Origin of the sequence: Pseudomonas sp. PDM13 (assembly GCF_025685765.1) — a bacterium.
Lineage (GTDB): Bacteria > Pseudomonadota > Gammaproteobacteria > Pseudomonadales > Pseudomonadaceae > Metapseudomonas > Metapseudomonas solani.
This window is the reverse complement of the sequence record NZ_JAOTQU010000022.1, coordinates 41,115-64,811: the sequence shown is the minus strand read 5'-3', so window position 1 is coordinate 64,811 and position 23,697 is coordinate 41,115. Positions and strand designations below refer to the sequence as shown.

Here is a 23,697-nt window from a genome sequence, read left to right as displayed (position 1 = left end):
CTCAAGGTTTCCCCGGGGCTGCCGTCAAATCGGTGTACATCCGATTCTCCGGGACCGCCACTATGAAGACCCTCGACTCCCTGGCTTCCGCAACCACGCGCCCGAGTTATCTGAGCAAGATCGACAGCGCGACCCGTAACGCCACCAATGCGCAGAACGTGTTGGCCAACCGTGTCGCCCAGCGCCTGGGGGTCGAGCCCGGCACCCTGGCCGGCAAGACCCAGGACGACTACACGCCCGACAAGGTGGCCGGGCGCATCCTCGACTTCGTCGGTGGGCGCATCAAGTCCGAGGCGGCCAATGGCGCCGACCCCGAGAAGCTGCAGAAGATGCTCGATCAGGCCCGTGAAGGCGTGGAGAAGGGCTTCGCCGAGGCGAAGAAGATTCTCCAGGGGCTGGGTGTGTTGGGCGGCAAGATCGCCAGCGACATCGAAGACACCTTCGGCAAGATTCAGGACGGCTTCGACAAGCTGGCCAGCTCCCTGGGCCTGGACGGCAATACGCCGAGCACCGGCACCTCCGGCAGCACCAGCGTAAGCGGTTCCACCCAGAGCTTCTCCGCGCGTTCCTCGACCTTCGACATGGAGGTGACCACCAAGGAAGGCGACAAGGTGAAGATCTCCATCGCCCAGGCCTCGGCCGACTGGTCGAAGACTTCCTCGACGAGCGCCGACAAGGATGGCAAGAGCACCTCGGGCACCACTTCCGAGTCCGGCAGCATGCAGATCGGCGGCTGGAAGGTGCAGGTGGATGGCGACCTCAACGACGAGGAGAGGGCGGCGCTCAGCGACCTGCTCGACCAGGTGCAGGATGTCTCCAGCAAGTTCTACTCCGGTGACCTCAACGGCGCCTTCGATCGCGCGCTGGCCCTGAACATGAACGGCGACCAACTGGCCTCCATGTCGCTCAACCTCACCCAGACCACGGTCAAGGCCACCAGCACCTACGGCTCCGTGGCCCAGGAAGGCGGGCAGCAGGCCAGCGCTGTGAATACCTCGCTGCAGGATTACGCCAAGGGCATGCTGGAAGCGCTGAGAAACGCCGCCAAGCTCTCCGACGATCCGAAAGGCACCTTGCAGGACCTGCTCAACGGCGGCTTCTCGCTCAACGACCGCCTCAGCGACAACCAGCTGGACAAGGCCCAGGCGTTCAACAGCAAGCTGCTGGACGGGCTGCAGAACCTGCTGCCGGCCGCCGCCAAGGACGACTCGGCCAAGGTGTGAGGCGTGCTAGAATTCGCGCCTTTCCTGATTGGCGAGGCGCGTGGCGATGCTCCCCGAATGCAGCCTGTTCGGCACCCTGGGTTGCCATCTCTGTGAAGTGGCGGAGGGCGTGCTCATGCCCTTCGTCGAACATGGGTTGATGGTCGAGCTGATGGACATCGCCGACCACGAAGCGTGGATGGACGATTACGCCCTGCGCATTCCCGTGCTGCGTCGCTGCGACACCGGTGCCGAACTGGACTGGCCCTTCGACGCCGCCAAGGTCGCCGCCTTCCTCGAACGCTGACCGCCGGTCGGCCGCTTCCCCTCTTCGTACCTTCTCTCTGCACGTCACGGCAGCCCGTGGCGGCTGCCTTTGCGCCGATCAATCCCCCTTTCGCGAACGGATTGTCGATTTAAAGCAACAGTGAATACCTTGCCAAATGTTTCTCCGCTCGTATGATTGCCCAGTCAGTTACTGCCTAGGCAGATATTAGCCAATGAAGCACTACAGCCCCGCCGACTACCCGTTCACCGGCTCGGTCGGTCAGTACATCGGGCGCTCCGCGCTGCTCAAGGACCGCCTGCTCGATCGCTACCTGGCGCCCCTGGACATCACCTCCGCGCAGTTCAAGGTGCTGATGTTCATCTACATGGACCGCGCCAATACCCCGGCCGACCTGTGTCGCGAGCTCTCGGTGGACAGCGGCTCCATGACCCGCATGCTCGACCGCCTGGAGAAGAAGGGCCTGCTGTTGCGCAAGCCCTGCCCGGAGGACCGCCGCAGCGTGCGCCTGGCCCTCAGCGAGGACGGCCTGCGCATCAGCCGGCAGATGCCGGAGATCGTCGCCGACGCCATGAACGAACTCACCAGCCCGCTGACCACCGAGGAACTCCGAACCCTGGTGGGCCTGTTGGGCAAGATCCTGCAAGGGCGCGACCCGTGCGCGCCGATCGGAGCCACCGACCATGAATGAACACAGCCGCACGGCCCGCCTGGGGCGTAGCGCCCTGGTGCTCGGTGCCGCCCTGGCACTGGCCGCCTGCGCCAGCTCCAGCGGCCTGGAGCCCGAGGGCAAGGTCCTGGATGCCGCCGCCCTGGAGGCCGGGCGCAGCCTCGCGGGTACGCCGTTGAGCGCCGCCGCCTGGCCGCGCCAGGACTGGTGGAAGCAACTGGGCGATGCCCAGCTCGATGCCATGGTGGAGGAAGCCCTGGCTGGCTCGCCGGACCTGCAGGTGGCCACCGCCCGCACCCGCAAGGCCCTGGCCGAAGCCCAGGCCCAGGACGCCGCGCGCATGCCCAGCGTCAATGCCAGCGCCAGCTACTCCGGCGCCCGCGCCCCCGAAAGCGTGGTGCCCGCGCCCATCGGCGGCAGCTATGCCGCGGTGAAGTACCTGTCTCTCGGCTTCAGCTACGACCTCGACCTCTGGGGTGGCAAGCGTGCCGCCTGGGAAGCCGCGCTCGGCCAGGCCCGCGCCGCCGAGGTGGACCAGCAGGCCGCGCGCCTGAACCTGTCCGCCAGCGTCGCCCGCGCCTACAGCCAGCTCGCCTATGCCTTCGTCGCCCGTGACCTGGCGGAAGAAGAGCTGAAGCGCTCCGAACACCTCTACAGCCTCAGCAAGCAGCGCCTGGCCGCTGGCCTGGACAGCAAGGTGCAACTGCAACAGAGCGAGGCCCAGCAAGCCGCCGCGCGCCAGCAACTGCTGGCCGCCGAGCAGCAGATCGACAGCGATCGCATCACCCTCGCCGTGTTGCTGGGGCAGGGCCCCGACCGTGGCCAGCGCATCCAGCGCCCCGTGGTGCTGCAGCCCACCGCCCTGGCGCTGCCGTCGAACCTGCCGGCCGAACTGCTCGGCCGCCGTCCCGACGTGATCGCCGCGCGCTGGCGCGTCGAAGCGGCGAGCAAGGGCATCGAGTCGGCCAAGACCGGCTTCTATCCCAACCTCAACCTCAGTGCCATGGTCGGCCTCGCCGCCCTCAGCAGCGGCGACCTGTTCCAGGGCGATAGCCGCTTCTACCAGGTGGCGCCGGCCATCTCCCTGCCGGTGTTCGATGGTGGCCGCCTGCGCGCCAACCTGGCCGGCGTGGATGCCGACTACGACCTGGCAGTGGCCCAGTACAACAAGACCCTGGTGGGCGCCCTCGGCGAGGTCAGCGACGACCTCAGCCAGCTGCGCTCCCTGGCGCAGCAGATCGAGGTGCAGCGCCAGGCCCGTGACATCGCCAAATCCAACTACGACCTCGCCATGCGTCGCTACGGCGAAGGCATCGGCAACTACCTGGACGCCCTCAGCGTCGAGCAGCAGCTGCTGGTCACCGAACGCCAGCTGGCCAGCCTGGACGTCCAGCAGATCGACACCTCCGTGCGCCTGGTGCAGGCCCTCGGCGGTGGCTTCCAACCCGAACAGATTCCGCTCGCCCAGGGCGCCCGCCCGGCCGCCGCTGAATGAACGAGGCACAGACCATGACCACCCAGACTTCGGAAACCGCCGTCCAAGGCAACCCCAAGCGCAAGCGGATGCTGCTGATCCTGCTTGCCGTGATCCTCATCCTCGCCGCCCTCAGCTTCGCCTGGGAGCAGCTCTTCGGCCGCTGGAGCGAGCACACCGACGACGCCTACATCGGTGGCAACGTGGTGCAGATCACCCCGCAGACCGTGGGCACCGTGACCAGCATCGGCGCCGATGACGGCGACCTGGTGCACGAAGGCCAGGTGCTGGTGCGCTTCGACCCCAGCGATGCCGAGATCGGCCTGCAGCAGGCCGAAGCCAACCTGGCGCGCACCGTGCGCCAGGTGCGCGGCCTGTACAACAGCGTGGACGGCTACAAGGCCGAGGTGGCGGCGAAGAAGGTCGCCCTGGAGAAGGCCCGTGCCGACTTCGCCCGCCGTCGCAACCTGGCCAAGGACGGTGCGATCTCCCAGGAGGAACTGGCCCACGCCCGTGACGCCCTGGACTCCGCGCAGAGCTCCCTGACCAGCTCCGAGCAGCAGCTCAACAGCAGCCGTGCGCTGGTGGACGACACCGTGATCGCCTCCCACCCGGATGTGAAGGCTGCCGCCGCGACCCTGCGCCAGGCCTACCTGGAAGACGCCCGCGCCACCCTGGTGGCACCGGTCACCGGTTATGTCGCCAAGCGCACCGTGCAGCTCGGCCAGCGCGTGCAGCCCGGCACCGCGCTGATGGCGGTCATCCCCCTGGACCAGGTGTGGATCGACGCCAACTTCAAGGAAACCCAGCTGAAGAACATGCGCATCGGCCAGCCGGTGGAGATCGAGTCCGACCTCTATGGCGGCGACGTGAAGTACAGCGGCACCGTGGACAGCCTCGGCGTCGGTACCGGCAGCGCCTTCTCCCTGCTGCCGGCGCAGAACGCCACCGGCAACTGGATCAAGATCGTCCAGCGCGTGCCGGTGCGCGTCCGCATCAACCCGGAGCAGCTCAAGGAGCACCCGCTGCGCATCGGCCTGTCGATGAGCGTCAAGGTCGACCTGCATGACCAGAGCGGCCCGTCCCTGGCCCAGCAGGCACCGAAGAAGCCGCTGTTCGCCACCGACGTCTACCAGCGCCAGTTGGCGGAAGCCGACCAGTTGATCGAGCAGCTGATCCACGCCAACGGCCCGGACGCCACCCACAAGACCGCGCAGCGCTGAGACGGCGACCATGAGCGATAACGCAGCAGCCAGCTTCACCCCGCCGAACCTGGTGCTGGCCACCATCGGCCTGTCGCTGGCGACCTTCATGCAGGTGCTCGACACCACCATCGCCAACGTCGCCCTGCCGACCATCGCCGGCAACCTGGGGGTGAGTTCGGAGCAGGGCACCTGGGTGATCACCTCCTTCGCGGTGAGCAACGCCATCGCCCTGCCGCTGACCGGCTGGATGAGCCGGCGGGTAGGCGAGGTGCGCCTGTTCATCGGCGCCACGCTGCTCTTCATGCTGGCGTCCTTCCTCTGCGGCGTGGCCCAGTCGATGAACAGCCTGGTGGGCTTCCGCGCCCTCCAGGGTTTCGTCGCCGGGCCGCTGTACCCCATCACCCAGACCCTGCTGCTGTCGATCTACCCACCGGCGAAGCGGGGCATGGCCCTGGCGTTGCTGGCGATGGTCACGGTGGTGGCGCCCATTGCCGGGCCCATCCTCGGCGGCTGGATCACCGACGACTTCAGCTGGCCGTGGATCTTCTTCATCAACCTGCCAATCGGCCTGTTCGCCGCTTTCGTGGTCTACCAGCAGCTGCGCAAGCGGCCGGTGACGCTCAAGCGCGAGCCCATGGACTGGATGGGCCTGGCGACCCTGGTGATCGGCGTCGGTGCGTTGCAGATCGTGCTCGACAAGGGCAACGACCTGGACTGGTTCGAATCGAACTTCATCATCGGTGGCACGGTGATCGCGGTCATCGCCCTGGCGGTGTTCATCATCTGGGAGTTCACCGACCGCCACCCCATCGTCAACCTGCGGCTGTTCCGCCACCGCAACTTCACCGCCGGCACCGTGGCGCTGGTGGGCGGCTACGCGGCCTTCTTCGGCATCAACCTGCTGTTGCCGCAGTGGTTGCAGACCCAGCTCGGCTACACCGCGACCTGGGCCGGCCTGGCGGCGGCGCCCATCGGCCTGCTGCCGGTGATCATGTCGCCCTTCGTGGGGCGTTACGCGCAGAATTTCGACCTGCGCGTACTGGCCAGCCTGGCGTTCTTCGCCATCGGCGCCAGCTGCTTCATGCGGGCTTCCTTCACCACCGAGGTGGACTACCTTCACATCGCCCTGGTGCAGCTGTTCATGGGCTTCGGCGTGGCGCTGTTCTTCATGCCGATCCTCAGCATCCTGCTCTCGGACCTGCCGCAGAACGAGATCGCCGACGGCTCCGGCCTGGCCACCTTCCTGCGGACCCTGGGCGGCAGCTTCGCGGCCTCGCTCACCACCTGGATCTGGATACGCCGCGCCGACCAGCACCACGCCTACCTCACCGAACACATCAGCGCCTACGAGCCCGGCACCCGCGAGGCCCTGGAGCAGATGGGCGGCATGAGCCAGCAGAACGCCGCGTCCCTGGACCACATCGTCACCGGGCAGGCGTACATGATGTCGACCATCGACTACTTCACGATGATCGGCTGGGTCTGCATGGGGTTGATCCTGCTCATCTGGCTGGCCAAGCCACCCTTCGGCGCCAAGCCCGGTGCGGCGGCCAACGCCCACTGAGGCAATGCGCACAGGTAGATTGGCGCCGAGCGTAGCGAGGCCCAACACGACGAAGCCCGATGCACCCGCATCGGGCTTCTTTTTGGGCGGAAGGGAGAGGGCGGTGGAAGAAAGGAAAGGGGGGCAGGCTTTTTCGCAGGCAATAAAAAACCCGCCTATAAGGCGGGTTTTTTCGGGATATGGTCGGAGCGACTGGATTCGAACCAGCGACCTTCTCGTCCCGAACGAGACGCGCTACCAAGCTGCGCTACGCTCCGTGGAATGAGCGCGCATTCTACAGAAAACTTTTTGGTCGACAAGGGGTTAGCTGAAATTTTTTTACCGGGGCAGGGCTGCCGCGGCGTCCGGGGGCGTTGCCCTATTGCAGGGGCCGGACAAAACGAAGCCCGCCTCGGGTGACCCCGCGACGGGCTTGTTCAGGCGACCGGGAAGGTCGCCGGATAAGGCTCAGAGTTCCTTGATGGTGCGGACCTGGTCCTTGTTGACCTTGGCGCGCTTGCCATCGAGTTGCTCGAACTCGTAGAAGCCGGAGTCATCGTCGTAATCGGGCTTGTCCACGGCCTGGATCTCGCGGCCGTCGTTCAGGGTGATCACGGTGGGGGACGAGCAGCCGGCCAGGGTGACCAGGCCGAGCGCGAGTACGAATGCGGGAATGATCCGCTGGTTCATCTTCCATCTCCTTGATGAATGAACGGGAGGTTCTCGGGCTCTGACGGAAAACCAGCCGGCAAAGTTCCGGAGGCCCGCTGGATTTCATCCCGATCCGCGTGGGTTCTCCAGCAGATCCGGCGTATTCAGGTTGGCCAGGCGCGGGTCGCCCACCGGGCATTCCACGGCGATCGGGTCGAGGGTGCGGAGGATGCGTTGCGGGCTGCGCTCACCGGCCTGCCAGGCCTGTTCGATCTGCGGCAAAAGGGCGCGTGGCAGCACGCTGAACAGCGGCTCCCAGTAACCGCCCTGGTGCAGCATCACCGGCCGCTCACCGGCTTCGCGCAGCAGCGCGTCGAGCAGGGGGGCGTCCACCAGCGGCGCGTCGCAGGGCAGCACCAGCAGGTGGTCGTGGCGCGCGGCGGCCAGCCCGGCTCGGATGCCGGCCAGGGGCCCCGGGTAGTCGGGGCTGTCGTCCGTCACCAGTTGGTCCGCCCATTGCGCGTAGCGCTCGGCGTTGCGGTTGCAGGAAATGATCAGGTCATTGGTGCGCGCGCGGGTGGCGGCATGCAGCCAGGCGATCAGCGGCTGGCCGCGCCATTCCACCAGGCCCTTGTCACGGCCGCCCAGGCGCTGGCCGCGGCCGCCGGCGAGCAGCAGCACGGAGCAGGGGAGGGGGGCGTTGCCGGGCATGGGCGGGCTCTCGGGAGGGGGCGGCGCTGTGATATAACACCGGCCATTCTGTCCTACAACTGGAAGCCTGCCATGAACCACAAGGCCGAGGCGGTATTCGTGCCCCTGAACATCGCCGTTCTCACCGTCAGTGACACCCGCAGCCTGGAGACCGACACCTCCGGCCAGCTCTTCGTCGATCGCCTCACTGCTGCCGGGCACAGGCTCGCGGCCCGCGTGCTGCTGAAGGACGACCTCTACAAGATCCGCGCCCAGGTGGCGACCTGGATCGCCGAGGACGCGGTGCAGGTGGTGCTGATCACCGGTGGCACCGGCTTCACCGGCCGCGACAGCACCCCCGAGGCCATCGCCTGCCTGCTGGACAAGCAGGTAGACGGCTTCGGCGAGTACTTCCGGCAGATTTCCGTGGCCGACATCGGCACCTCCACCATGCAGTCCCGCGCCCTGGCCGGCCTTTCCAACGGCACCCTGGTGTGCAGCCTGCCGGGCTCCACCAACGCCTGCCGCACCGCCTGGGACGGCATCCTCGCCGAGCAGTTGGACAACCGTCATCGCCCCTGCAACTTCGTGCCGCACCTGACCCGCGCCGACGCCTGCGAGAGCCGCGGGTGAGCTGCTGCGACAACCCCGGCCTGATGCCGGTGGAGGACGCCCTGGCCCGGCTGCTGAAGCTGGCCGGGGAGGCCGCCATCCGCGAGCAGGAAGAGGTCGCCCTGGCCGATGCCGACGGCCGCGTGCTGGCTGAACCCCTGGTGGCCGGCCTCGACCTGCCGCCCTGGGACAACAGTGCGATGGATGGCTACGCCCTGCGCCTGGCCGACTGGAACGGCGAGCCGCTGGTGGTCAGCCAGCGCATCCAGGCGGGCAGCGCCCCCGGCCCGCTGCAGCCGGGCACCTGTGCACGCATCTTCACCGGCGCGCCGCTGCCCGAAGGCGCGGACACGGTGGAGATGCAGGAAAACGCCGAGGTGCTGGACGACGGCCGCGTGCGCTTCATCGAGCCCATGAGTGCCAGGCAGAACGTGCGCCCCAAAGGCCAGGAAACCCGCAGCGGCGAAACCGTGCTGGATGCCGGCACCCTGCTGGGCCCCATCGAAATGGGCCTGGCCGCCACCCTCGGCGCCGCACGCCTGCAGGTGCGCCGCCGGCCTCGCGTGGCGGTGCTCTCCACCGGTGATGAACTGGTTGCCCCGGGCCAGCCGCTTGGCCCGGGGCAGATCTACAACAGCAACCGCACCCTGCTGATCGCCTGGCTGCGCCGCCTGGGTTGCGAGGTGGTGGATGGCGGCATCCTCGCCGACGACCTGGAACTGACCCGCAAGGCCCTGGGCGAGCTGACCGGCGTCGACCTGATCCTCTCCACTGGTGGCGTCTCCGTCGGTGAGGCGGACTTCCTCGGCCTGGCCCTGCGCGAGGCCGGCGAACTGGCGTTGTGGAAACTGGCGATCAAGCCGGGCAAGCCGCTGACCTTTGGCCACTTCCAGGGGGTGCCGGTGATCGGCCTGCCGGGCAACCCGGCCTCCACCCTGGTGACCTTCGGCCTGCTCACCCGGCCCTACCTGCTGCGCCGCCTCGGCGTGGACAAGGTCGTGCCCCTGGGCTTCCCGGTGCCGGCCGGCTTCACCTGGAGCAAGCCGGGCAACCGCCGCGAATACCTGCGCGCCCGCCTCGAAAACGGCCGCGCGGTGATCTATCGCAACCAGAGCTCCGGCGTGCTGCGCAGCGCCGCGTGGGCCGAAGGCCTGGTGGAAGTGCTGGAAGGCACCACCCTGGCCGAAGGCGACAGCTTGCGCTTCATCCCGCTGAGCGAATTGCACGCCTGAACCCTGCAACCCGGACTTCGGCCCGGGTTGCAGGCGAGTACCCGGGCTGAAGCCCGGGCTACGTCAGGAGAGGTGTGTTGTCTTGCGTTGCGGCAGGCATCGAACGTAGGGCGGGTACAACCCGACAGCTCAGCTCTACACCCCTCGCGGGTTTCACCCGCCCTACACACTGACCGGTGAACATGTCGGATGCGGCTTAGCCCTGCCGCTTGGCCTCGCGGTACTCCCCCGGAGTCTGCCCGGTCCAGGTCTTGAAGCTGCGGTGGAAGGAGCGTGACTCGGTGAAGCCGAGGTAGCTGGCGATGTCCTGGATGGCCAGGTCGCTGCGCAGCAGGTAGTGCTCGGCCAGTTCCTGGCGCAGTTCGTCGAGGATCTGCTGGTAGCTGGTGCCGGCCTGCTGCAGGTGGCGCTGCAGGGTGCGCACCGTCATGTGGAATTTCTCCGCGACCCGTTCCTTGCGTGGCAGGCCGTCCTTGAGCAGCAGGCGCAGGGCGTTCTTCACCCGTTGCGGCAGGGGTTCGTCCTGGTCCAGCCCGGCCATCAGCGCCAGGGCATGTTCCTCGAGGGTGCGCAGCAGGTTGGCGTCGGCCTGGCGCAGGGGCACGCCGAGGTACTCCATGGGCACCAGCAGGGCGTTGCAGGCCTGGTCGAAGCGGATCGGACAGCCGAAGACTTCTTCGTAATCCTCCAGGCGGGTGCCGGCGGGCTGGGTGTGTTCGAACCAGACCTCGCGGGGCGAGCGCTCCATGTCGGCGATCCAGCGGGCGTAGAGCAGCCAGGAGGCGAGCACGTTCTCCACCATGTGGCGGCGGATCTCCGGGGCTTCGTGGCGGCAGTTCCAGATCAGGCGGATGTGGTCGCCTGCGGCCTCCATGCGGCTGGTGCCCATGTCGCCCACCAGTTTTTCGTAGGGGACGATGCGGCTCATGGCCTCGCCCAGGGTGGCGCAGTTCATGGTGATGTAGCCGAGCACGCTCCACGAGCCCGGCTGCACGAAGCGCGCGGAATGCAGGCCGAACAAGGGGTCGTCGGAGACCGCCATCAGGTGCTGCAGCAGGCGTTCATGGGCTTCGCTGGGCATGCGCTTGCCGTTGTCGGCCAACTCCTCGGCGCGGATGCCGGCAGCGTCGAGCGCAGCGGCCACGTCCAGGCCGAGGTGCTCGGCATGGCGCAGGTACTTGAGCAGGGCGGGGACGGAGGTATAGCCGAGGGAATCCATGGTTTCTTCTTGTTCTGAATGTCTTGATTGGCGATAGCCACTGTCCCGATCCGACAGTGACGCCCTTGCGCGGCTGGCTAGTATAGGCACCCATTGAAAGCCTCCGAAACAACTCGAACAAGGAGAAGGGCATGCGACGCTGGAACGGCTGGGGTGAAGAGTCGACCGTGGTGGAACTGCCGGCCAATGGCACGGATTTTCTGGCCCAGCGCGTCGGTGCCGGGCAACGCCTGGACGACGCCACCCTCGCGCAGGTGCTGGCGCAGGTGCCGGCCTCGCGCCTGCCGCCCCATGTGCTGGTCAGCCAGGACGCCGAGGAGCGCGTGCGCCACGCCCGTGGCCAGAGCCTGCCGGACTGGCTGGCCATGCGCGAAGGCCGTTTCGAGGTGTTCCCCGACGGCGTCGCCTACCCGGAAACCGCCGAGGACATCCGCCAGCTGATGGCCTGGGCCCGGACCCACGACATCGTGCTCATCCCCTACGGCGGCGGCACCTCGGTGGCTGGCCACATCAACCCGCAGGCCGGCGAGCGGCCGGTGCTGACCCTGTCCCTCGAACGCATGAGCCGCCTGCTGGACCTGGACGAGCAAAGCCTGATCGCCACCTTCGGCCCCGGTGCCAATGGGCCGCAGGTGGAAAGCCAGCTGCGTGCCAAGGGCTACACCCTCGGCCACTTCCCGCAGTCCTGGGAGCTCTCGACCATCGGCGGCTGGGTCGCCAGCCGTTCCAGCGGCCAGCAATCCCTGCGCTATGGCCGCATCGAGCAGCTGTTCGCCGGCGGCACCCTGGAAACCTTCGACGGCCCGCTGGAGCTGCCGACCTTCCCGGCCTCGGCCGCGGGGCCGGACCTGCGCGAAGTGGTGCTGGGCTCCGAAGGCCGCTTCGGGGTGATTTCCGAAGTGCGCGTGCGGGTCACCCGCCTAGCCGACCAGGAAAGCTTCTACGCCGTGTTCCTGCCCAGCTGGGAGCAGGCCCTGGCGGGCATCCGTGCGTTGGCCCAGGCGCGGGTGCCGCTGTCGATGCTGCGCCTGTCCAACGCCATCGAGACCGAGACCCAACTGGCCCTGGCCGGCCACCCCGAGCAGATCGCCCTGCTGGAGAAGTACCTGGCCTTCCGCGGTGCGCGCACCGGCAAATGCATGCTGACCTTCGGCGTCACCGGTAACCGCCAGCAGAACGCCGTATCGCTGCGCCAGGCGAAGAAGCTGCTGAAGGGCTTCGGTGGCGTGTTTACCGGCACCTTGCTGGGCAAGAAGTGGGCAGAGAACCGCTTCCGCTTCCCCTACCTGCGCCATGGCTTGTGGGATGCCGGCTACGTGGTCGACACCCTGGAAACCGCCACCGACTGGATCAACGTCGACAACCTGCTGAACAAGGTGGAGGCCAGCCTGCGCGAGGGCCTGGCGGAGGAGGGCGAGCGCGTTCACGTCTTCACCCACCTGTCCCACGTCTACGGCGAGGGCTCCAGCATCTACACCACCTACGTGTTCCGTCCGGGCGCCAGCTACGAGCAGGCCCTGCAGCGCTGGAGCCGCCTGAAGCGCGCGGCCAGCGAGGTGATCGCGCACAACCGCGGCACCATCAGCCACCAGCACGGCGTCGGCCGTGACCACGCGCCCTGGCTGCCGGTGGAGAAAGGCGAGCGCGGCATGGCGGTGCTCAAGGCACTGGCCGGGCACTTCGACCCCGAGGGCCGCCTGGCCCCCGGCGTGCTGATCCAGGATTGACCATGCAGCCCTGGAACGCGGCCTGGCGCGAGCGCGCGCTGTCGGAGCTGGCGGCGCGGGACTGGGACCTGATCGTCGTCGGCGGCGGCATCACCGGCGCCGGCATCCTTCGCGAGGCGGCCCGGCGTGGCTGGAAGTGCCTGCTGCTGGAGCAGCGCGACTTCGCCTGGGGCACCTCCAGCCGCTCCTCGAAGATGGTCCACGGCGGCTTGCGCTATATCGCCAAGGGCCAGTTCGGCCTGACCCGTGACTCGGTGCGCGAACGCCAGCGCCTGCTGGCCGAGGCGCCAGGGCTGGTAGACCCGCTGAGCTTCGTCATGCCCCACCGTGGTGGCTTCCCCGGCCCCCGCGTGTTCGGCAGCCTGCTGGCGGTCTACGACGCCCTGGCCGGCAAGCGCAACCACCTCTATCACTCATTGCAGCAGCTGCGCTTCCTCACCCCGGGGCTGGACGAGGCGAAGCTGCAGGGCGGTACCCAGTTCTTCGATGCAGTCACCGACGATGCACGCCTGGTGATGCGCGTGCTGGCCGAGGCCCGCCGCGATGGCGGCGAGGCGCTCAATGGCCTGCGCGTGGTGGAGCTGACCCGCGAGCAGGGCCAGGTGGTCGGCCTGGTGGCGGAAGACATCGAGAGCGGCCAGCGCTACACCCTGCGTACCCGCGCCGTGGCCCAGGCCACCGGTGCCTGGGCCGATCGCCTGCGTCGCCGCGAGGGCAGCGAGCACATCCGCCCCCTGCGCGGCAGCCACCTTTTACTACCGGGCTGGCGCCTGCCGCTGGCCCACGCCATCAGTTTCATGCACCCGGCCGATGGCCGCCCGGTGTTCGTCTTCCCCTGGGAAGGCGCGACCGTGGTCGGCACCACCGACCTCGACCACCGCGACGAGCTGGACCTGGATGCCCGCATCAGCGCCGAGGAGGTGGACTACCTGCTGGCTGCCTGCCGCGAGCAGTTCCCCGCTGCCGCCATCGGGCGTGCGGACGTGCTCTCCACCTGGGCCGGCGTACGCCCGGTGGTGAGCGACGGCGAGGCGTCGCTGAAACCCTCCGACGAGAAGCGCGAGCATGCGCTGTGGACCGAGCCCGGCTGCGTGACCCTGGCCGGCGGCAAGCTGACCACCTTCCGCCTGCTGGCGCTGGAGGTGCTGCGCGCATGCGCCGGTTTCAACGGCCGCACGGTGGATGATCTCGGTGCCGCGGTATTCAAGCCGGCGCCGTTGGTGAGCCTGCCTGGCCTGGGCCCCTTGGCGCAGCGGCGCCTGGCGGGGCGGCATGGCCCGGAACTGGTCGCTGTCGCGCGTTTGATCGATGAGCTGGGCAGCGAGCGCGTCGGCGCCACCGATACCCTCTGGGCGGAATTGGCCTGGGCGGCGGAAGGCGAGCTGGTGCTGCACCTGGACGACCTGCTGCTGCGGCGCACCCGCCTGGGCCTGTTGTTGCCCGGTGGCGGTGCGACGCTGATGCCGCGCATCCGCACGCTGTGCCAGGCCCGCCTGGGCTGGAGCGATGGGCGTTGGGAAGACGAGGAACGGGCCTATGCTGCGCTCTGGCAGCGCAGCTACAGCCTGCCCGCAGAATAAGAACAAGGAATCCACCGTGAGCGAGAAGAGCTACCTGCTGGCGATAGACAACGGCACCCAGAGCGTCCGTGCGCTGCTGTTCGACTTGGAAGGCAACCTGGTGGGCAAGGGCAAGGTGCCGCTGGAGGCCTACTACTCCAAGCAGCCCGGCTGGGCCGAGCAGGATGCGGAGTACTACTGGTCGAACCTCGCCGAAGCCTGCCGTTTGCTGTGGGAATCGGTGGACATCGACCGCAGCCTGATCCGTGGCGTCTCCGTCACCACCCAGCGCGGCACGGTGATCAACGTCGACGAGCAGGGCGAACCGCTGCGCCCGGCGATCATCTGGCTGGACCAGCGCCGCGCCGAGGTCGAAGGGCGCATCAAGGGCCCCTGGGGCTGGCTGTTCCGCCTGCTGCGCATCGAAGGCACGGTGGATTACTTCCGTGCCCAGGCCGAAGTGAACTGGGTGTCGCAGCACCAGCCGGACATCTGGCAGCGCACCCACAAGGTGCTGCTGCTGTCGGGCTTCCTCACCCACCGCCTGTGCGGGCGCTTCGTCGATTCGGTGGCCTGCCAGGTGGCCTACCTACCGTTCGACTACAAGCGCCTGGACTGGGCCTCGCCCAAGGACTGGAAATGGCAGGCGATGCCGGTGCGCCGCGAGCAGCTGCCGGACCTGTTCAAGCCGGGCGAGCGCCTGGGCAGCATCAGCGCCGAGGCCAGCCGCCTGACCGGCATCCCCGAGGGCCTGCCGCTGATCGCCGCCGGCGCCGACAAGGCCTGCGAGGTGATGGGCTCGGGCGGGGTGGAGCCGGACACGGCCTGCCTCTCCTACGGCACCACGGCGACCATCAACACCACCCGTCGCAGCTACCTGGAAACCATCCCGCTGATCCCGCCCTATCCGGCGGCGATCCCCGATCACTTCAATACCGAGGTGATGATCTACCGCGGCTTCTGGATGGTCAGCTGGTTCAAGCAGGAGTTCGGCCTGCGCGAGATGCAGCGGGCCAAGGAGCTGGGCGTCGAGCCCGAGGCGCTGTTCGACGAACTGGTCAACAGCGTGCCGCCGGGCTCCATGGGCCTGATGTTGCAGCCCTACTGGACGCCGGGCATCCGCGAGCCTGGGCTTGAAGCCAAGGGCTCGATCATCGGCTTCGGCGACGTGCACACCCGCGCGCACATCTACCGCGCCATCCTCGAAGGACTGGCCTACGCGCTGCGCCAGGGCAAGGAGCGCATCGAGAAGCGCTCGGGCACGCCGATCAGGCGCTTGCGCGTCTCCGGTGGCGGTTCGCAAAGCGATGCGGCCATGCAGCTGACGGCCGATATCTTCGGCCTGCCGGCGGAGCGGCCGCACGTCTACGAAACCTCGGGGCTGGGCGCCGCCATCGACTGCGCGGTCGGCCTGGGGCTGCACCCGGACTTCCCCACGGCGATACGCGCCATGACCCGCGTCGGCCAGGTATTCCACCCGGACCCGCAAGCGCAACGCATCTACGAGCGGCTCTATCAGGGTGTGTACCAGCGCATGTACCGGCAGCTGAAGCCGCTGTACAAGAAGATCCGCGAGATCACCGGGTACCCGGCCTGATGAGGTTGACGCCCCGGATCGGGGTCGACCCGGCGTCGCGGTGACGGGTTGATCGCGGATGAGTTCGCTCTCACGAGGAGCGGGCGCCTGTCACGCAGGCGATGAAAAACGCCCCCGGAGCAGGACTCCGGGGGCGTTTTCGTTACGGCCTGGATCAGGCGACATCCACCAGCACGATCTCGGTGTCTTCGCTGGCGGTAAAGCTCAGCACCTCGACATCACGTACGGCTAAGCCGTCGCGGGCTTCGGCGGCTACGCCGTTGACCTCGTAGCGACCCTTGGCGGCCACCAGGTAGGCCTTGCGGCCGTTCTCCAAGCGGTATTCCGCAGTCTGCCCAGCGGTCAGCGTGGCGGCCACCAGCCGGGCGTTGGCGCGGATGTGCAGGGCGTCGCCGCCTTCGTCTATGCCGCTGGCCAGGGTCACGAAGCTGCCGGCGCGCTCACCTTTCGGGAAGGGCTTGGCACCCCAGGAGGGTGCGGCTCCAAACTCGGTGGGCATGATCCAGATCTGGAAGATCTTGGTGGTCTCGCCCTCGAGGTTGTACTCGCTGTGGGTGATGCCGGTGCCTGCGCTCATCACCTGCACATCGCCGGCTTCGGTGCGGCCCTTGTTGCCCAGGTTGTCCTGGTGGGTGATCGCGCCTTCACGGACGTAGGTGATGATCTCCATGTCGCGGTGAGGGTGCGGTGGGAAACCGCTGTCGGCAGCGATCTCGTCGTCGTTCCAGACCCGCAGTTGGCCCCAGTTCATCCGTGCCGGGTCGTGGTACTCGGCGAAGGAGAAGTGGTGACGGGCGTTGAGCCAGCCGTGGTGGGCGCCGCCGAGCTGGTTGAAAGGGCGTACTTCGATCATGGGAATCTCCTCAGTGCTCGCAGTGGGTTGGGCTCTGCGGCGTGTTGGAGGCCATTTTTCATTAAGTTCCTATCGACAAAAAGCGTAAATTATTCAACAAACAAATCGACATATTAGATAGGTGTGTAATCCGCCTCCGACGCTTGTCTCATCTTGTTCTTACGGTCGAGGCATATACTCGGCCGACTCACCCTGGATGGAGTGGCCCATGAGCGAGCGCAAGGCATTGCTGATCCTGCACGGCAAGCAGGCATTGAACGAGGACGTGCGAGCGGCCGTCGAGGCACGCCGGGAGGCGGGCTGGGAACTGGCGGTGCGGGTGACCTGGGAGGGCGGCGATGCCGGGCGCATCGTTGAAGAGGCCCTGGCCGCCGGGTATCGCACGCTCATCGCCGGGGGCGGCGATGGCACCTTGCGTGATGTCGCCGAAGCCATGGCGCTGGCAGACCAGGATGCCAGCCTGGCGCTGTTGCCCCTGGGCACCGCCAATGACTTCGCCCGGGCCGCCGGCGTGCCGCTGCTGCCCGGCGAGGCCCTGGCGCTGCTGGATGTGCCGCCGCGGCCCATCGACCTGGGAGAGGCCGACGGGCGGCTGTTCCTCAACATGGCCACCGGCGGCTTCGGCTCGAAGATCACTGCCAACACCTCCGAAGACCTGAAGAAGGTACTGGGCGGTGCGGCCTATTTCCTCACCGGGCTGACGCGCTTCTCCGAGGTGCATTCGGCCTTCGGTCGCTTCAAGGGGCCGGATTTCGAATGGGAGGGCGAGTTCCTCGCCGTGGGCATCGGCAACGGCTGCCAGGCGGGCGGTGGGCATGTGCTGTGCCCGCGCGCCAAGGTCGATGACGGGCTGCTGGAGCTCTGCATCGTGCCGGCCCCGCAGGATGTGGTCGGCACCCTGGGCACGCTGCTTTCGGGGGGCATCGGCGGGGTGGAGGCGGTGTCGGTGAGTGCGCGGTTGCCGTGGGTGGAAGTGGAGGCGCCCGAGGGGCTGGACATGAATCTCGACGGAGAACCCATGGAATGCAGCAAGGTTCGCTTCAATGCGCGCCGCAACGCACTACGCTTACATCTGCCGGACGGTTCCCCGTTGCTGCAAGGCAGTGAGGGATGAGTGGCTTCTGGTGCCGTCGCGCCCCGTGGTGCATGATGGCGCCAAGCCATGATGGCTACAGTTCCAAGGCCTTCTGCCGATAAGCAACTGCAGCCGCAGTCTGGCTCGAACATCCAACAGGAGCATGCAATGGCCGGTATTCTCGACACAGTCGATCAACGTACCCAACTGGTGGGCGAGAACCGCCTGGAAATCCTCATGTTCCGCCTGGCCGGCCGCCAGCTGTTCGCCATCAACGTGTTCAAGGTGCAGGAAGTCCTGCAGCTGCCGAAGCTGACCCTGATCCCCCAGCGCCACCCCTTCGTCTGCGGTGTGGTCAACCTGCGCGGCCAGACCCTGCCGGTGATCGACCTGTCCCGCGCCATCGGCATGCGCGCGCTGGTGCCGGATGAGCGCAGCACCATCATCGTCACCGAGTACAACCGCTCGGTGCAGGCCTTCCTGGTCGGGGGCGTGGACCGCATCCTCAACCTCAACTGGGAGTCCATCCAGCCGCCGCCCGGTGGTGCCGGCCGCCAGCATTACCTGACGGCGATCACCAAGGTGGAGGACCAGATCGTCGAGATCATCGACGTCGAGAAGGTCCTCGCCGAAATCGTGCCCATGAGCACCCGGGTGTCCGAGGAGCGCTTGAGCAACCCGCTGCTGGAGAAGGCCCGAGGCCGCGAAGTGCTGCTGGTGGACGACTCCAACGTCGCGCTGACCCAGCTGCGCGAAACCCTCTCGCAGCTGGGTATCCGCACCCATTCGGTCAGCGACGGCCTCAAGGCACTGAACCTGCTGAAAAAGTGGGCCGACACCGGCGAGGTGATGACCGACAAGCTGCTGATGATCTTCACCGATGCCGAAATGCCGGAGATGGACGGCTACCGCCTGACTACCGAGATCCGCAACGACCCGCGCCTGCGTGAGCTCTACGTGGTGATGCACACCTCGCTGTCCGGCAGCTTCAACGACGCCATGGTGAAGAAGGTCGGTTGCGACAACTTCCTCTCCAAGTTCCAGCCCGACAAGCTGGTGGACGTGGTGGCGGACCGCCTGAAGAAGGACGAGTGATCTTTTCGTGGTGCCGGGGTTGAGGCCCCGGCCCACGATTCCGTATAAGTGGGCTTTCGCTGACCGTCCAAGGAAGCCGGCCCATGTTGCGTCTCTCCGCTCTCTATCGTTTCCCCATGAAATCCGCGATCGGCGAACGCCTGCAGCGTGCCGAACTCGATGGCATCGGCCTGGCCGGTGATCGACGCTGGATGCTGGTGGACGCGAGCAATGGCCGTTTCCTCACCCAGCGCGCGCTGCCGCAGATGTCGCAACTGAGCGCGCTGTGGAACGCCTCCGGTGGCCTGACCCTGAGCGCCGCCGGCCGCCCCAGCCTGGATGTGGCCCTGCCTGACCCGAACAGCGACCTGCGCGGCACCTTCATCTGGAAGGACTCGATGCTGGTGCCTGACGCCGGCGACGAGGCCGCTGCCTGGCTCAGCGAGTTCATCGGCAAGCCGTGCCGCCTGGTGCATGTGCCCAACGAGCGGGCACGGGACATCCCCGGCAGCCTGCTGCCCGAGGAGAAGGTCGGTTTCGCCGATGGCTTCCCGCTGCTGCTGATCGGCCAGGCCTCGCTGGATGACCTGTCCAGCCGTGTTGGCCGCCCACTGGAGATGCTGCGCTTCCGTCCCAACCTGGTGGTGGAGGGCAGTGCGCCCTTCGCTGAGGACGAGTGGAAGCGCATTCGCATCGGCGGTGTCGAGTTCAGCGTGGCCAAGGGCTGCACCCGGTGCATCCTCACCACCATCGACCCTGCCACCGGCGAGCGCAGCCCTGACCGCGAGCCCCTCACCACCCTCAAGACCTACCGCGAGCGCGAAGGCGGGCTGTACTTCGGCCAGAACCTGATCAACCGCAGCACCGGCACGCTGGAAGAGGGCATGGAAGTGGAAGTCCTGGAGTAAGACTCCGCGCTGCAACGGCTGCACAAACGAAACGGGCGCCCCATGGGCGCCCGTTTTGCGTTTCGGCTTCGATCACTGGTCGTCGAAGAAGCGCTCGTGCCAATCCACGAGGGGCTGCGGGGCGTTGAGCTTCTGCCCGTAGATGACGGAGTAGGACAGCACGTTCTGTACGTACTGGCGGGTCTCGTCGAAGGGGATGCTTTCCACCCAGACGTCGAAGGCCAGGTGGTTGGCGCCCTTGAGCCATTGGCGCACGCGGCCGGGGCCGGCGTTGTAGGCGGCGGAGGCGAGCACGCGGTTGCCGTTGAACTGGCCGTGCACCTGGCTGAGGTAGGCGGCGCCGAGCTGGATGTTGACGTCCGGGTTGAGCGCCTGCTGCGGTGAGGCGAGGGGGATGCCGAACTTGCGTGCGGTCTCCTTGGCGGTGCCGGGCATCAGTTGCATCAGGCCCATGGCACCGACGCCGGAGCGGGCGTCGGCCATGAAGGCGCTTTCCTGGCGGGTGATGGCGAACACCCAGCTGGAATGCAGGCCACGCAGGCGTGCCTGCTGGGTCAGGGCACCGCGGTGGGCCATGGGGAAGCGGATGTCCAGGTCGTCCCAGTACTGGGCCTGGCTGATGGTACGGATGGCCGGGAAGTACCACTGCATGTCGTAGGCGAGCTTGGCCTGGGCGACCATTTCGTCACGGCTGAACAGGCGGCTGACGTAGTACCACTCGCGGCGACCGTCGACGATCTGGCCGCGATCGTGGAACTCCAGGGCACGGCGGATGCCCGCGGTGTTGCGCACCTTCTGCACCAGGCGCGGGTCGAGGGCCAGCGGCTTGTTATTGAGCTGGTAGGGCGTCTGGATGCGGTCGGCGGCGAGGAAGCCGTAGAAGTCACGCTCCTTGGCCAGGGGCTGATAGAGGCGGCCGGCTTCGGCGCTCTGCGGCTGAGCCAGCTGCAGGGAGCGAGCCTGCCAGTAGCGCCAGCGGTTGGTGTTGGCCAGCTCGGCGGGCATCTGCTTGGTCAGCTTGTAGGCGTCGTCCCACTGGCCCAGGCGCAGCAGCAGGCGCGCGCGCCATTCGCTGACGGTGTTGTCGCGCAGCTTGGGGTCGTACTGGGTCATGAGCTTGAGGGCGCGGGGGTCGTAGCGCTTGGCCAGGGTAAGGCCGATCTCGCGGGCGATGGCGACCTTCTCGCTGCTGGAGAACTTCATCCGCGCGGCGTAGCCATCCAGCAGGGCCATGGCCTTTTCCGGGTCCTGGCGGGCCAGGCGGCGCAGGCCGAGGCCGACCACATCGCCCATGGCCTTGTCGGCCGGGGCGAAGCGGGCGGTCTGGCTGAGCATCGGCGGGTTCTGTGCGACATCCAGCAGCAGCTTGCCCTGGGTCTGAAGGGTTGGCAGGCCCTTCACCAGGAAGCTGGCGAGGCCATAGTTGCGTGCCTCGGCAGCGAGCTTGGCGCGGCGCCAGCGCATCTGCTCGGTCATCTGGCCTTCGGCACGCCACAGGTCGAAGAGCACGTCACAGGCCTCGGGCTGGGACTTGCCTACCAGCCAGAGCTTCTCGGCGCTCTTGTAGCCCTCGGCCTTGAGGCCGTTCTTGATCTGGTACTGGCCGTAGAGGCAGTCCAGTTCGGTGAAGTTCATCTTCGGGTCGTAGTAATTGACGAAGGTCTTCCATTCGCCGCGCTCGGCCAGCCAGCGCAACCAGCGCAGCTTCATCCAGTTGGCCTGGGGCAGGTCACCGTGCTCGGCGAGGAACTTCTCGATCTCGTCGTTGCTGGCCCACTTCAGGCGGGCGGTGAGTTCGTCGTAGGCCAGGTAGGGCTCCAGCGGGTAGTCGGCCAGGGCATTGGCGTAACGCTTGTAGGGGCCGCTGTCACCCTTGGCCAGGGCGCGCTTGGCTTCGTCGTACATCTGACGTTGCTGGGCAAGGGGGACCGCTTGGGCTGCATCGAGGGTGACGGTGGTGAGAAGCAGGCAGGAGAACAGGCTGAGCAGACGACCGCGCATGACACTTCCGGGTAGAGAAATCGTATGGGGCAACGGCCTGGCCGCCACCGGATCTGCGTAGCTTAGCCTGTTGCCCTGCCCGGGTGAAATCGGATGCTATGGAGGAAACATGATGAAAAAATGGCGGATATGCCAAGGCGCAAACCGGGTAGAATGCGCCCCCTGTTTTCGGAGGCGCCCATGACCCTGCTCAAGTTCAGCGATGTATCCCTTGCCTATGGCGCCATGCCGCTGCTGGACAAGGTGTCATGGCAGATAGCCCGTGGCGAGCGGGTGTGCATCATCGGCCGCAACGGCACCGGCAAGTCGAGCATGCTGCGCCTGGTGAAGGGCGACCAGCATGGCGATGACGGCGAGATCTGGCGCGCACCGGGCCTGAAGATCGGCGAGCTGCCGCAGGAACTGCCGCGTGCCGACGATCGCACCGTGTTCGACGTGGTCGCCGAAGGGCTGGCTGGCGTCGGTGCGCTGCTGGCCGAGTACCACCACCTCAGCCAGAACATTCATAACGACGAAGACCTGAACAAGCTGATGCACGTGCAGCAGGAGCTTGAGGCAAAGGATGGCTGGCGCCTGCAGCAACTGGTGGACAGCACCCTGAGCCGCCTGCAACTGCCGGCCGACAAGACCCTGGCCGAGCTGTCCGGTGGCTGGCGTCGCCGCGTGCTGCTGGCCCAGGCACTGGTTTCCGAGCCCGACCTGCTGCTGCTGGACGAGCCGACCAACCACCTGGATATCGGTGCCATCGCCTGGCTGGAAGAGGCGCTGATGGGCTTTGGCGGCGCCGTGCTATTCATCACCCACGACCGTTCCTTCCTGCAGAACCTGGCGACGCGCATCCTCGAACTGGATCGCGGCCACCTGATCGATTGGAACGGCGACTACGCCAGCTTCCTGGTGCACAAGGAGCAGCAACTGGCGGCGGAAGAGGCCGCCAACGCGCTGTTCGACAAGCGCCTGGCCCAAGAGGAAGTGTGGATCCGCCAGGGCATCAAGGCCCGTCGTACCCGTAACGAAGGGCGTGTTCGCGCGCTGAAGGCGATGCGCAGCGAGCGTGCCGAGCGCCGCGAGCGTCAGGGCAAGGCCAATATCCAGCTGGAGACCGCCGACAAGTCGGGCAAGCAGGTGATGGTCGCCGAGAACGTGGGCTTCGCCCATCCGGGCGGCGCGCCGCTGATCCGCGATTTCTCCCTGGTGCTGCAGCGCTCCGACCGTATCGGTCTGCTGGGCGCCAACGGTACCGGCAAGACCACCCTGCTCAAGCTGCTGCTGGGCGATCTGGAGCCGACCAGCGGCACGATCGAGGTGGGCACCAAGCTGGAAGTGGCCTATTTCGATCAGTTGCGTCACCAGCTCGAGCCCGAGAAGACGGTGATCGACAATATTTCCGAAGGCCGTGATTTCATTTCCATCGATGGCCAGAACCGCCATGTGCTGAGCTACCTGGGCGACTTCCTGTTCAGCCCGCAGCGTGCGCGTACACCGGTCAAGGCTCTGTCGGGCGGCGAACGTGCGCGCCTGCTGCTGGCCAAGCTGTTCAGCAAGCCGGCCAACCTGCTGGTGCTGGACGAACCGACCAACGACCTGGATGTGGAAACCCTCGAGCTGCTGGAAGAGGTGCTGCTGAACTTCCCGGGTACCGTGCTGATGGTGAGCCACGACCGGGCCTTCCTCGACAACGTGGTGACCAGCACCCTGGTCTTCGAAGGCGAAGGCCGCGTGCGTGAGTACGTCGGTGGCTACCAGGACTGGCTGCGCCAGGGCGGCTCGCCGCGCCTGCTGGGTGTGGGCGAGACCAAGTCCGGCAAGGCCGAGCCCACCGCGACCGTGGCACCGGCTCCGGTGGCCGCCGCCTCTGCGGTGAGCGAGGCCGAGGCGCCGAAGAAGAAACTCAGCTACAAATTGCAGCGTGAGCTGGAAGCGCTTCCCGGCCAGATCGAGACCCTGGAAGCGGAGATGGCAGCGGTACAGCAGGAAATTTCCGACCCGGCGTTCTACCAGCGGCCTGCAGAGCAGACCCGCACGGTACTGGAGCGCTTCGAGAAGCAACAGCAGGAGCTGGATCGCCTGCTGGAGCGCTGGGCCGAACTGGACGACTGAAGAACCACCGAGCTGGAGA

The 23,697-nt window shown here is 67.1% G+C and carries 20 protein-coding genes and 1 tRNA gene; 15 read left to right on the top strand and 6 right to left on the bottom strand.

Features of this window, described 5'->3' with window-relative positions:
* Positions 1-62 precede the first annotated feature (62 nt).
* From OEJ36_RS21795 to OEJ36_RS21770, 6 genes are all read left to right on the top strand, one after another.
* On the top strand, positions 63-1,223 hold the full coding sequence (locus OEJ36_RS21795) for a DUF5610 domain-containing protein (protein ID WP_263403325.1): 1,161 nt from the start codon (positions 63-65) through the stop codon (positions 1,221-1,223).
* A 46-nt stretch (positions 1,224-1,269) separates the two neighbouring features.
* Positions 1,270-1,509 carry a glutaredoxin family protein gene (locus OEJ36_RS21790; protein WP_263403324.1) on the top strand — a complete coding sequence of 80 codons (240 nt, stop codon included), beginning with the start codon at positions 1,270-1,272 and terminating at the stop codon, positions 1,507-1,509.
* 193 nt (positions 1,510-1,702) lie between these two features.
* The gene (locus OEJ36_RS21785; RefSeq protein ID WP_263403323.1) at positions 1,703-2,179 is read left to right on the top strand and encodes a MarR family winged helix-turn-helix transcriptional regulator; all 477 of its coding nucleotides are present in this window, start codon (positions 1,703-1,705) and stop codon (positions 2,177-2,179) included.
* Entirely contained in the window at positions 2,172-3,653 is a 1,482-nt protein-coding gene (locus OEJ36_RS21780) for an efflux transporter outer membrane subunit (protein WP_263403322.1), read from the top strand. The genes OEJ36_RS21785 and OEJ36_RS21780 overlap by 8 nt, the downstream gene beginning before the upstream one ends.
* A gap of 14 nt (positions 3,654-3,667) precedes the next feature.
* Positions 3,668-4,855: an efflux RND transporter periplasmic adaptor subunit gene (locus tag OEJ36_RS21775; RefSeq protein WP_043243899.1), complete on the top strand. Its 1,188-nt coding sequence runs from the start codon at positions 3,668-3,670 to the stop codon at positions 4,853-4,855.
* A 10-nt stretch (positions 4,856-4,865) separates the two neighbouring features.
* Positions 4,866-6,401 carry a DHA2 family efflux MFS transporter permease subunit gene (locus tag OEJ36_RS21770; protein ID WP_263403321.1) on the top strand — a complete coding sequence of 512 codons (1,536 nt, stop codon included), beginning with the start codon at positions 4,866-4,868 and terminating at the stop codon, positions 6,399-6,401.
* Between the two features lie 180 nt (positions 6,402-6,581).
* Here OEJ36_RS21770 and OEJ36_RS21765 read toward each other — a convergent pair.
* From OEJ36_RS21765 to mobA, 3 genes are all read right to left on the bottom strand, one after another.
* Positions 6,582-6,658, bottom strand: a tRNA-Pro gene (locus OEJ36_RS21765).
* 190 nt (positions 6,659-6,848) lie between these two features.
* Positions 6,849-7,070 carry a YgdI/YgdR family lipoprotein gene (locus tag OEJ36_RS21760; protein ID WP_021219560.1) on the bottom strand — a complete coding sequence of 74 codons (222 nt, stop codon included), beginning with the start codon at positions 7,068-7,070 and terminating at the stop codon, positions 6,849-6,851.
* 84 nt (positions 7,071-7,154) lie between these two features.
* Positions 7,155-7,742, bottom strand: coding sequence for a molybdenum cofactor guanylyltransferase MobA (gene mobA / locus OEJ36_RS21755; protein WP_263403320.1), 588 nt, complete (start codon positions 7,740-7,742; stop codon positions 7,155-7,157).
* A 72-nt stretch (positions 7,743-7,814) separates the two neighbouring features.
* Here mobA and moaB point away from each other — a divergent pair, with 72 nt between their 5' ends.
* Both moaB and glp read left to right on the top strand, forming a co-directional pair.
* Positions 7,815-8,354, top strand: a complete 540-nt coding sequence (moaB, locus tag OEJ36_RS21750) for a molybdenum cofactor biosynthesis protein B (RefSeq protein WP_021219558.1) — start codon at positions 7,815-7,817, stop codon at positions 8,352-8,354.
* Positions 8,355-8,377: 23 nt separating this feature from the next.
* Positions 8,378-9,565 carry a gephyrin-like molybdotransferase Glp gene (gene glp / locus OEJ36_RS21745; protein ID WP_263403364.1) on the top strand — a complete coding sequence of 396 codons (1,188 nt, stop codon included), beginning with the start codon at positions 8,378-8,380 and terminating at the stop codon, positions 9,563-9,565.
* 196 nt (positions 9,566-9,761) lie between these two features.
* Here the strand turns inward: glp and OEJ36_RS21740 are convergent, their stop codons facing one another.
* A complete protein-coding gene (locus tag OEJ36_RS21740; protein WP_263403319.1) occupies positions 9,762-10,784 on the bottom strand; it encodes an AraC family transcriptional regulator in 1,023 nt (340 codons plus the stop codon).
* A 131-nt stretch (positions 10,785-10,915) separates the two neighbouring features.
* Here OEJ36_RS21740 and OEJ36_RS21735 point away from each other — a divergent pair, with 131 nt between their 5' ends.
* From OEJ36_RS21735 to OEJ36_RS21725, 3 genes are read left to right on the top strand one after another with little or no spacing between them, the layout of a single operon-like run.
* The gene (locus OEJ36_RS21735; protein ID WP_263403318.1) at positions 10,916-12,511 is read left to right on the top strand and encodes an FAD-binding oxidoreductase; all 1,596 of its coding nucleotides are present in this window, start codon (positions 10,916-10,918) and stop codon (positions 12,509-12,511) included.
* Positions 12,512-12,513: 2 nt separating this feature from the next.
* Positions 12,514-14,091, top strand: a complete 1,578-nt coding sequence (locus OEJ36_RS21730; RefSeq protein WP_263403317.1) for a glycerol-3-phosphate dehydrogenase/oxidase — start codon at positions 12,514-12,516, stop codon at positions 14,089-14,091.
* Positions 14,092-14,107: 16 nt separating this feature from the next.
* Positions 14,108-15,667: an FGGY-family carbohydrate kinase gene (locus OEJ36_RS21725; protein ID WP_263403316.1), complete on the top strand. Its 1,560-nt coding sequence runs from the start codon at positions 14,108-14,110 to the stop codon at positions 15,665-15,667.
* A gap of 154 nt (positions 15,668-15,821) precedes the next feature.
* Here OEJ36_RS21725 and OEJ36_RS21720 read toward each other — a convergent pair whose 3' ends face one another.
* Positions 15,822-16,520 (bottom strand): pirin family protein, encoded by a 699-nt coding sequence (locus OEJ36_RS21720; RefSeq protein WP_263403315.1) that lies wholly within the window; start codon positions 16,518-16,520, stop codon positions 15,822-15,824.
* A 208-nt stretch (positions 16,521-16,728) separates the two neighbouring features.
* Here OEJ36_RS21720 and yegS point away from each other — a divergent pair, with 208 nt between their 5' ends.
* From yegS to OEJ36_RS21705, 3 genes are all read left to right on the top strand, one after another.
* Positions 16,729-17,634, top strand: a complete 906-nt coding sequence (yegS, locus tag OEJ36_RS21715; protein WP_021219551.1) for a lipid kinase YegS — start codon at positions 16,729-16,731, stop codon at positions 17,632-17,634.
* A gap of 129 nt (positions 17,635-17,763) precedes the next feature.
* Complete coding sequence (locus OEJ36_RS21710; RefSeq protein ID WP_021219550.1) at positions 17,764-18,690, top strand: chemotaxis protein CheV; 927 nt, start codon at positions 17,764-17,766, stop codon at positions 18,688-18,690.
* Between the two features lie 83 nt (positions 18,691-18,773).
* A complete protein-coding gene (locus OEJ36_RS21705; protein ID WP_263403314.1) occupies positions 18,774-19,577 on the top strand; it encodes an MOSC domain-containing protein in 804 nt (267 codons plus the stop codon).
* Between the two features lie 72 nt (positions 19,578-19,649).
* Here OEJ36_RS21705 and OEJ36_RS21700 read toward each other — a convergent pair whose 3' ends face one another.
* Complete coding sequence (locus OEJ36_RS21700; RefSeq protein ID WP_263403313.1) at positions 19,650-21,578, bottom strand: transglycosylase SLT domain-containing protein; 1,929 nt, start codon at positions 21,576-21,578, stop codon at positions 19,650-19,652.
* Positions 21,579-21,758: 180 nt separating this feature from the next.
* Here OEJ36_RS21700 and OEJ36_RS21695 point away from each other — a divergent pair, with 180 nt between their 5' ends.
* Positions 21,759-23,678 (top strand): ATP-binding cassette domain-containing protein, encoded by a 1,920-nt coding sequence (locus OEJ36_RS21695; RefSeq protein WP_263403312.1) that lies wholly within the window; start codon positions 21,759-21,761, stop codon positions 23,676-23,678.
* Positions 23,679-23,697: the final 19 nt, after the last annotated feature.

Excerpts from the sequence above, each read along its gene's own strand:
- OEJ36_RS21795 (WP_263403325.1), top strand. The coding sequence starts at position 63 with ATGAAGACCCTCGACTCCCTGGCTTCCGCAACCACGCGCCCGAGTTAT.
- OEJ36_RS21790 (WP_263403324.1), top strand. The coding sequence starts at position 1,270 with ATGCTCCCCGAATGCAGCCTGTTCGGCACCCTGGGTTGCCATCTCTGT.
- OEJ36_RS21785 (WP_263403323.1), top strand. The coding sequence starts at position 1,703 with ATGAAGCACTACAGCCCCGCCGACTACCCGTTCACCGGCTCGGTCGGT.
- OEJ36_RS21780 (WP_263403322.1), top strand. The coding sequence starts at position 2,172 with ATGAATGAACACAGCCGCACGGCCCGCCTGGGGCGTAGCGCCCTGGTG.
- OEJ36_RS21775 (WP_043243899.1), top strand. The coding sequence starts at position 3,668 with ATGACCACCCAGACTTCGGAAACCGCCGTCCAAGGCAACCCCAAGCGC.
- OEJ36_RS21770 (WP_263403321.1), top strand. The coding sequence starts at position 4,866 with ATGAGCGATAACGCAGCAGCCAGCTTCACCCCGCCGAACCTGGTGCTG.
- OEJ36_RS21760 (WP_021219560.1), bottom strand. The coding sequence starts at position 7,070 with ATGAACCAGCGGATCATTCCCGCATTCGTACTCGCGCTCGGCCTGGTC.
- mobA (WP_263403320.1), bottom strand. The coding sequence starts at position 7,742 with ATGCCCGGCAACGCCCCCCTCCCCTGCTCCGTGCTGCTGCTCGCCGGC.
- moaB (WP_021219558.1), top strand. The coding sequence starts at position 7,815 with ATGAACCACAAGGCCGAGGCGGTATTCGTGCCCCTGAACATCGCCGTT.
- glp (WP_263403364.1), top strand. The coding sequence starts at position 8,378 with ATGCCGGTGGAGGACGCCCTGGCCCGGCTGCTGAAGCTGGCCGGGGAG.
- OEJ36_RS21740 (WP_263403319.1), bottom strand. The coding sequence starts at position 10,784 with ATGGATTCCCTCGGCTATACCTCCGTCCCCGCCCTGCTCAAGTACCTG.
- OEJ36_RS21735 (WP_263403318.1), top strand. The coding sequence starts at position 10,916 with ATGCGACGCTGGAACGGCTGGGGTGAAGAGTCGACCGTGGTGGAACTG.
- OEJ36_RS21730 (WP_263403317.1), top strand. The coding sequence starts at position 12,514 with ATGCAGCCCTGGAACGCGGCCTGGCGCGAGCGCGCGCTGTCGGAGCTG.
- OEJ36_RS21720 (WP_263403315.1), bottom strand. The coding sequence starts at position 16,520 with ATGATCGAAGTACGCCCTTTCAACCAGCTCGGCGGCGCCCACCACGGC.
- yegS (WP_021219551.1), top strand. The coding sequence starts at position 16,729 with ATGAGCGAGCGCAAGGCATTGCTGATCCTGCACGGCAAGCAGGCATTG.
- OEJ36_RS21710 (WP_021219550.1), top strand. The coding sequence starts at position 17,764 with ATGGCCGGTATTCTCGACACAGTCGATCAACGTACCCAACTGGTGGGC.
- OEJ36_RS21705 (WP_263403314.1), top strand. The coding sequence starts at position 18,774 with ATGTTGCGTCTCTCCGCTCTCTATCGTTTCCCCATGAAATCCGCGATC.
- OEJ36_RS21700 (WP_263403313.1), bottom strand. The coding sequence starts at position 21,578 with ATGCGCGGTCGTCTGCTCAGCCTGTTCTCCTGCCTGCTTCTCACCACC.
- OEJ36_RS21695 (WP_263403312.1), top strand. The coding sequence starts at position 21,759 with ATGACCCTGCTCAAGTTCAGCGATGTATCCCTTGCCTATGGCGCCATG.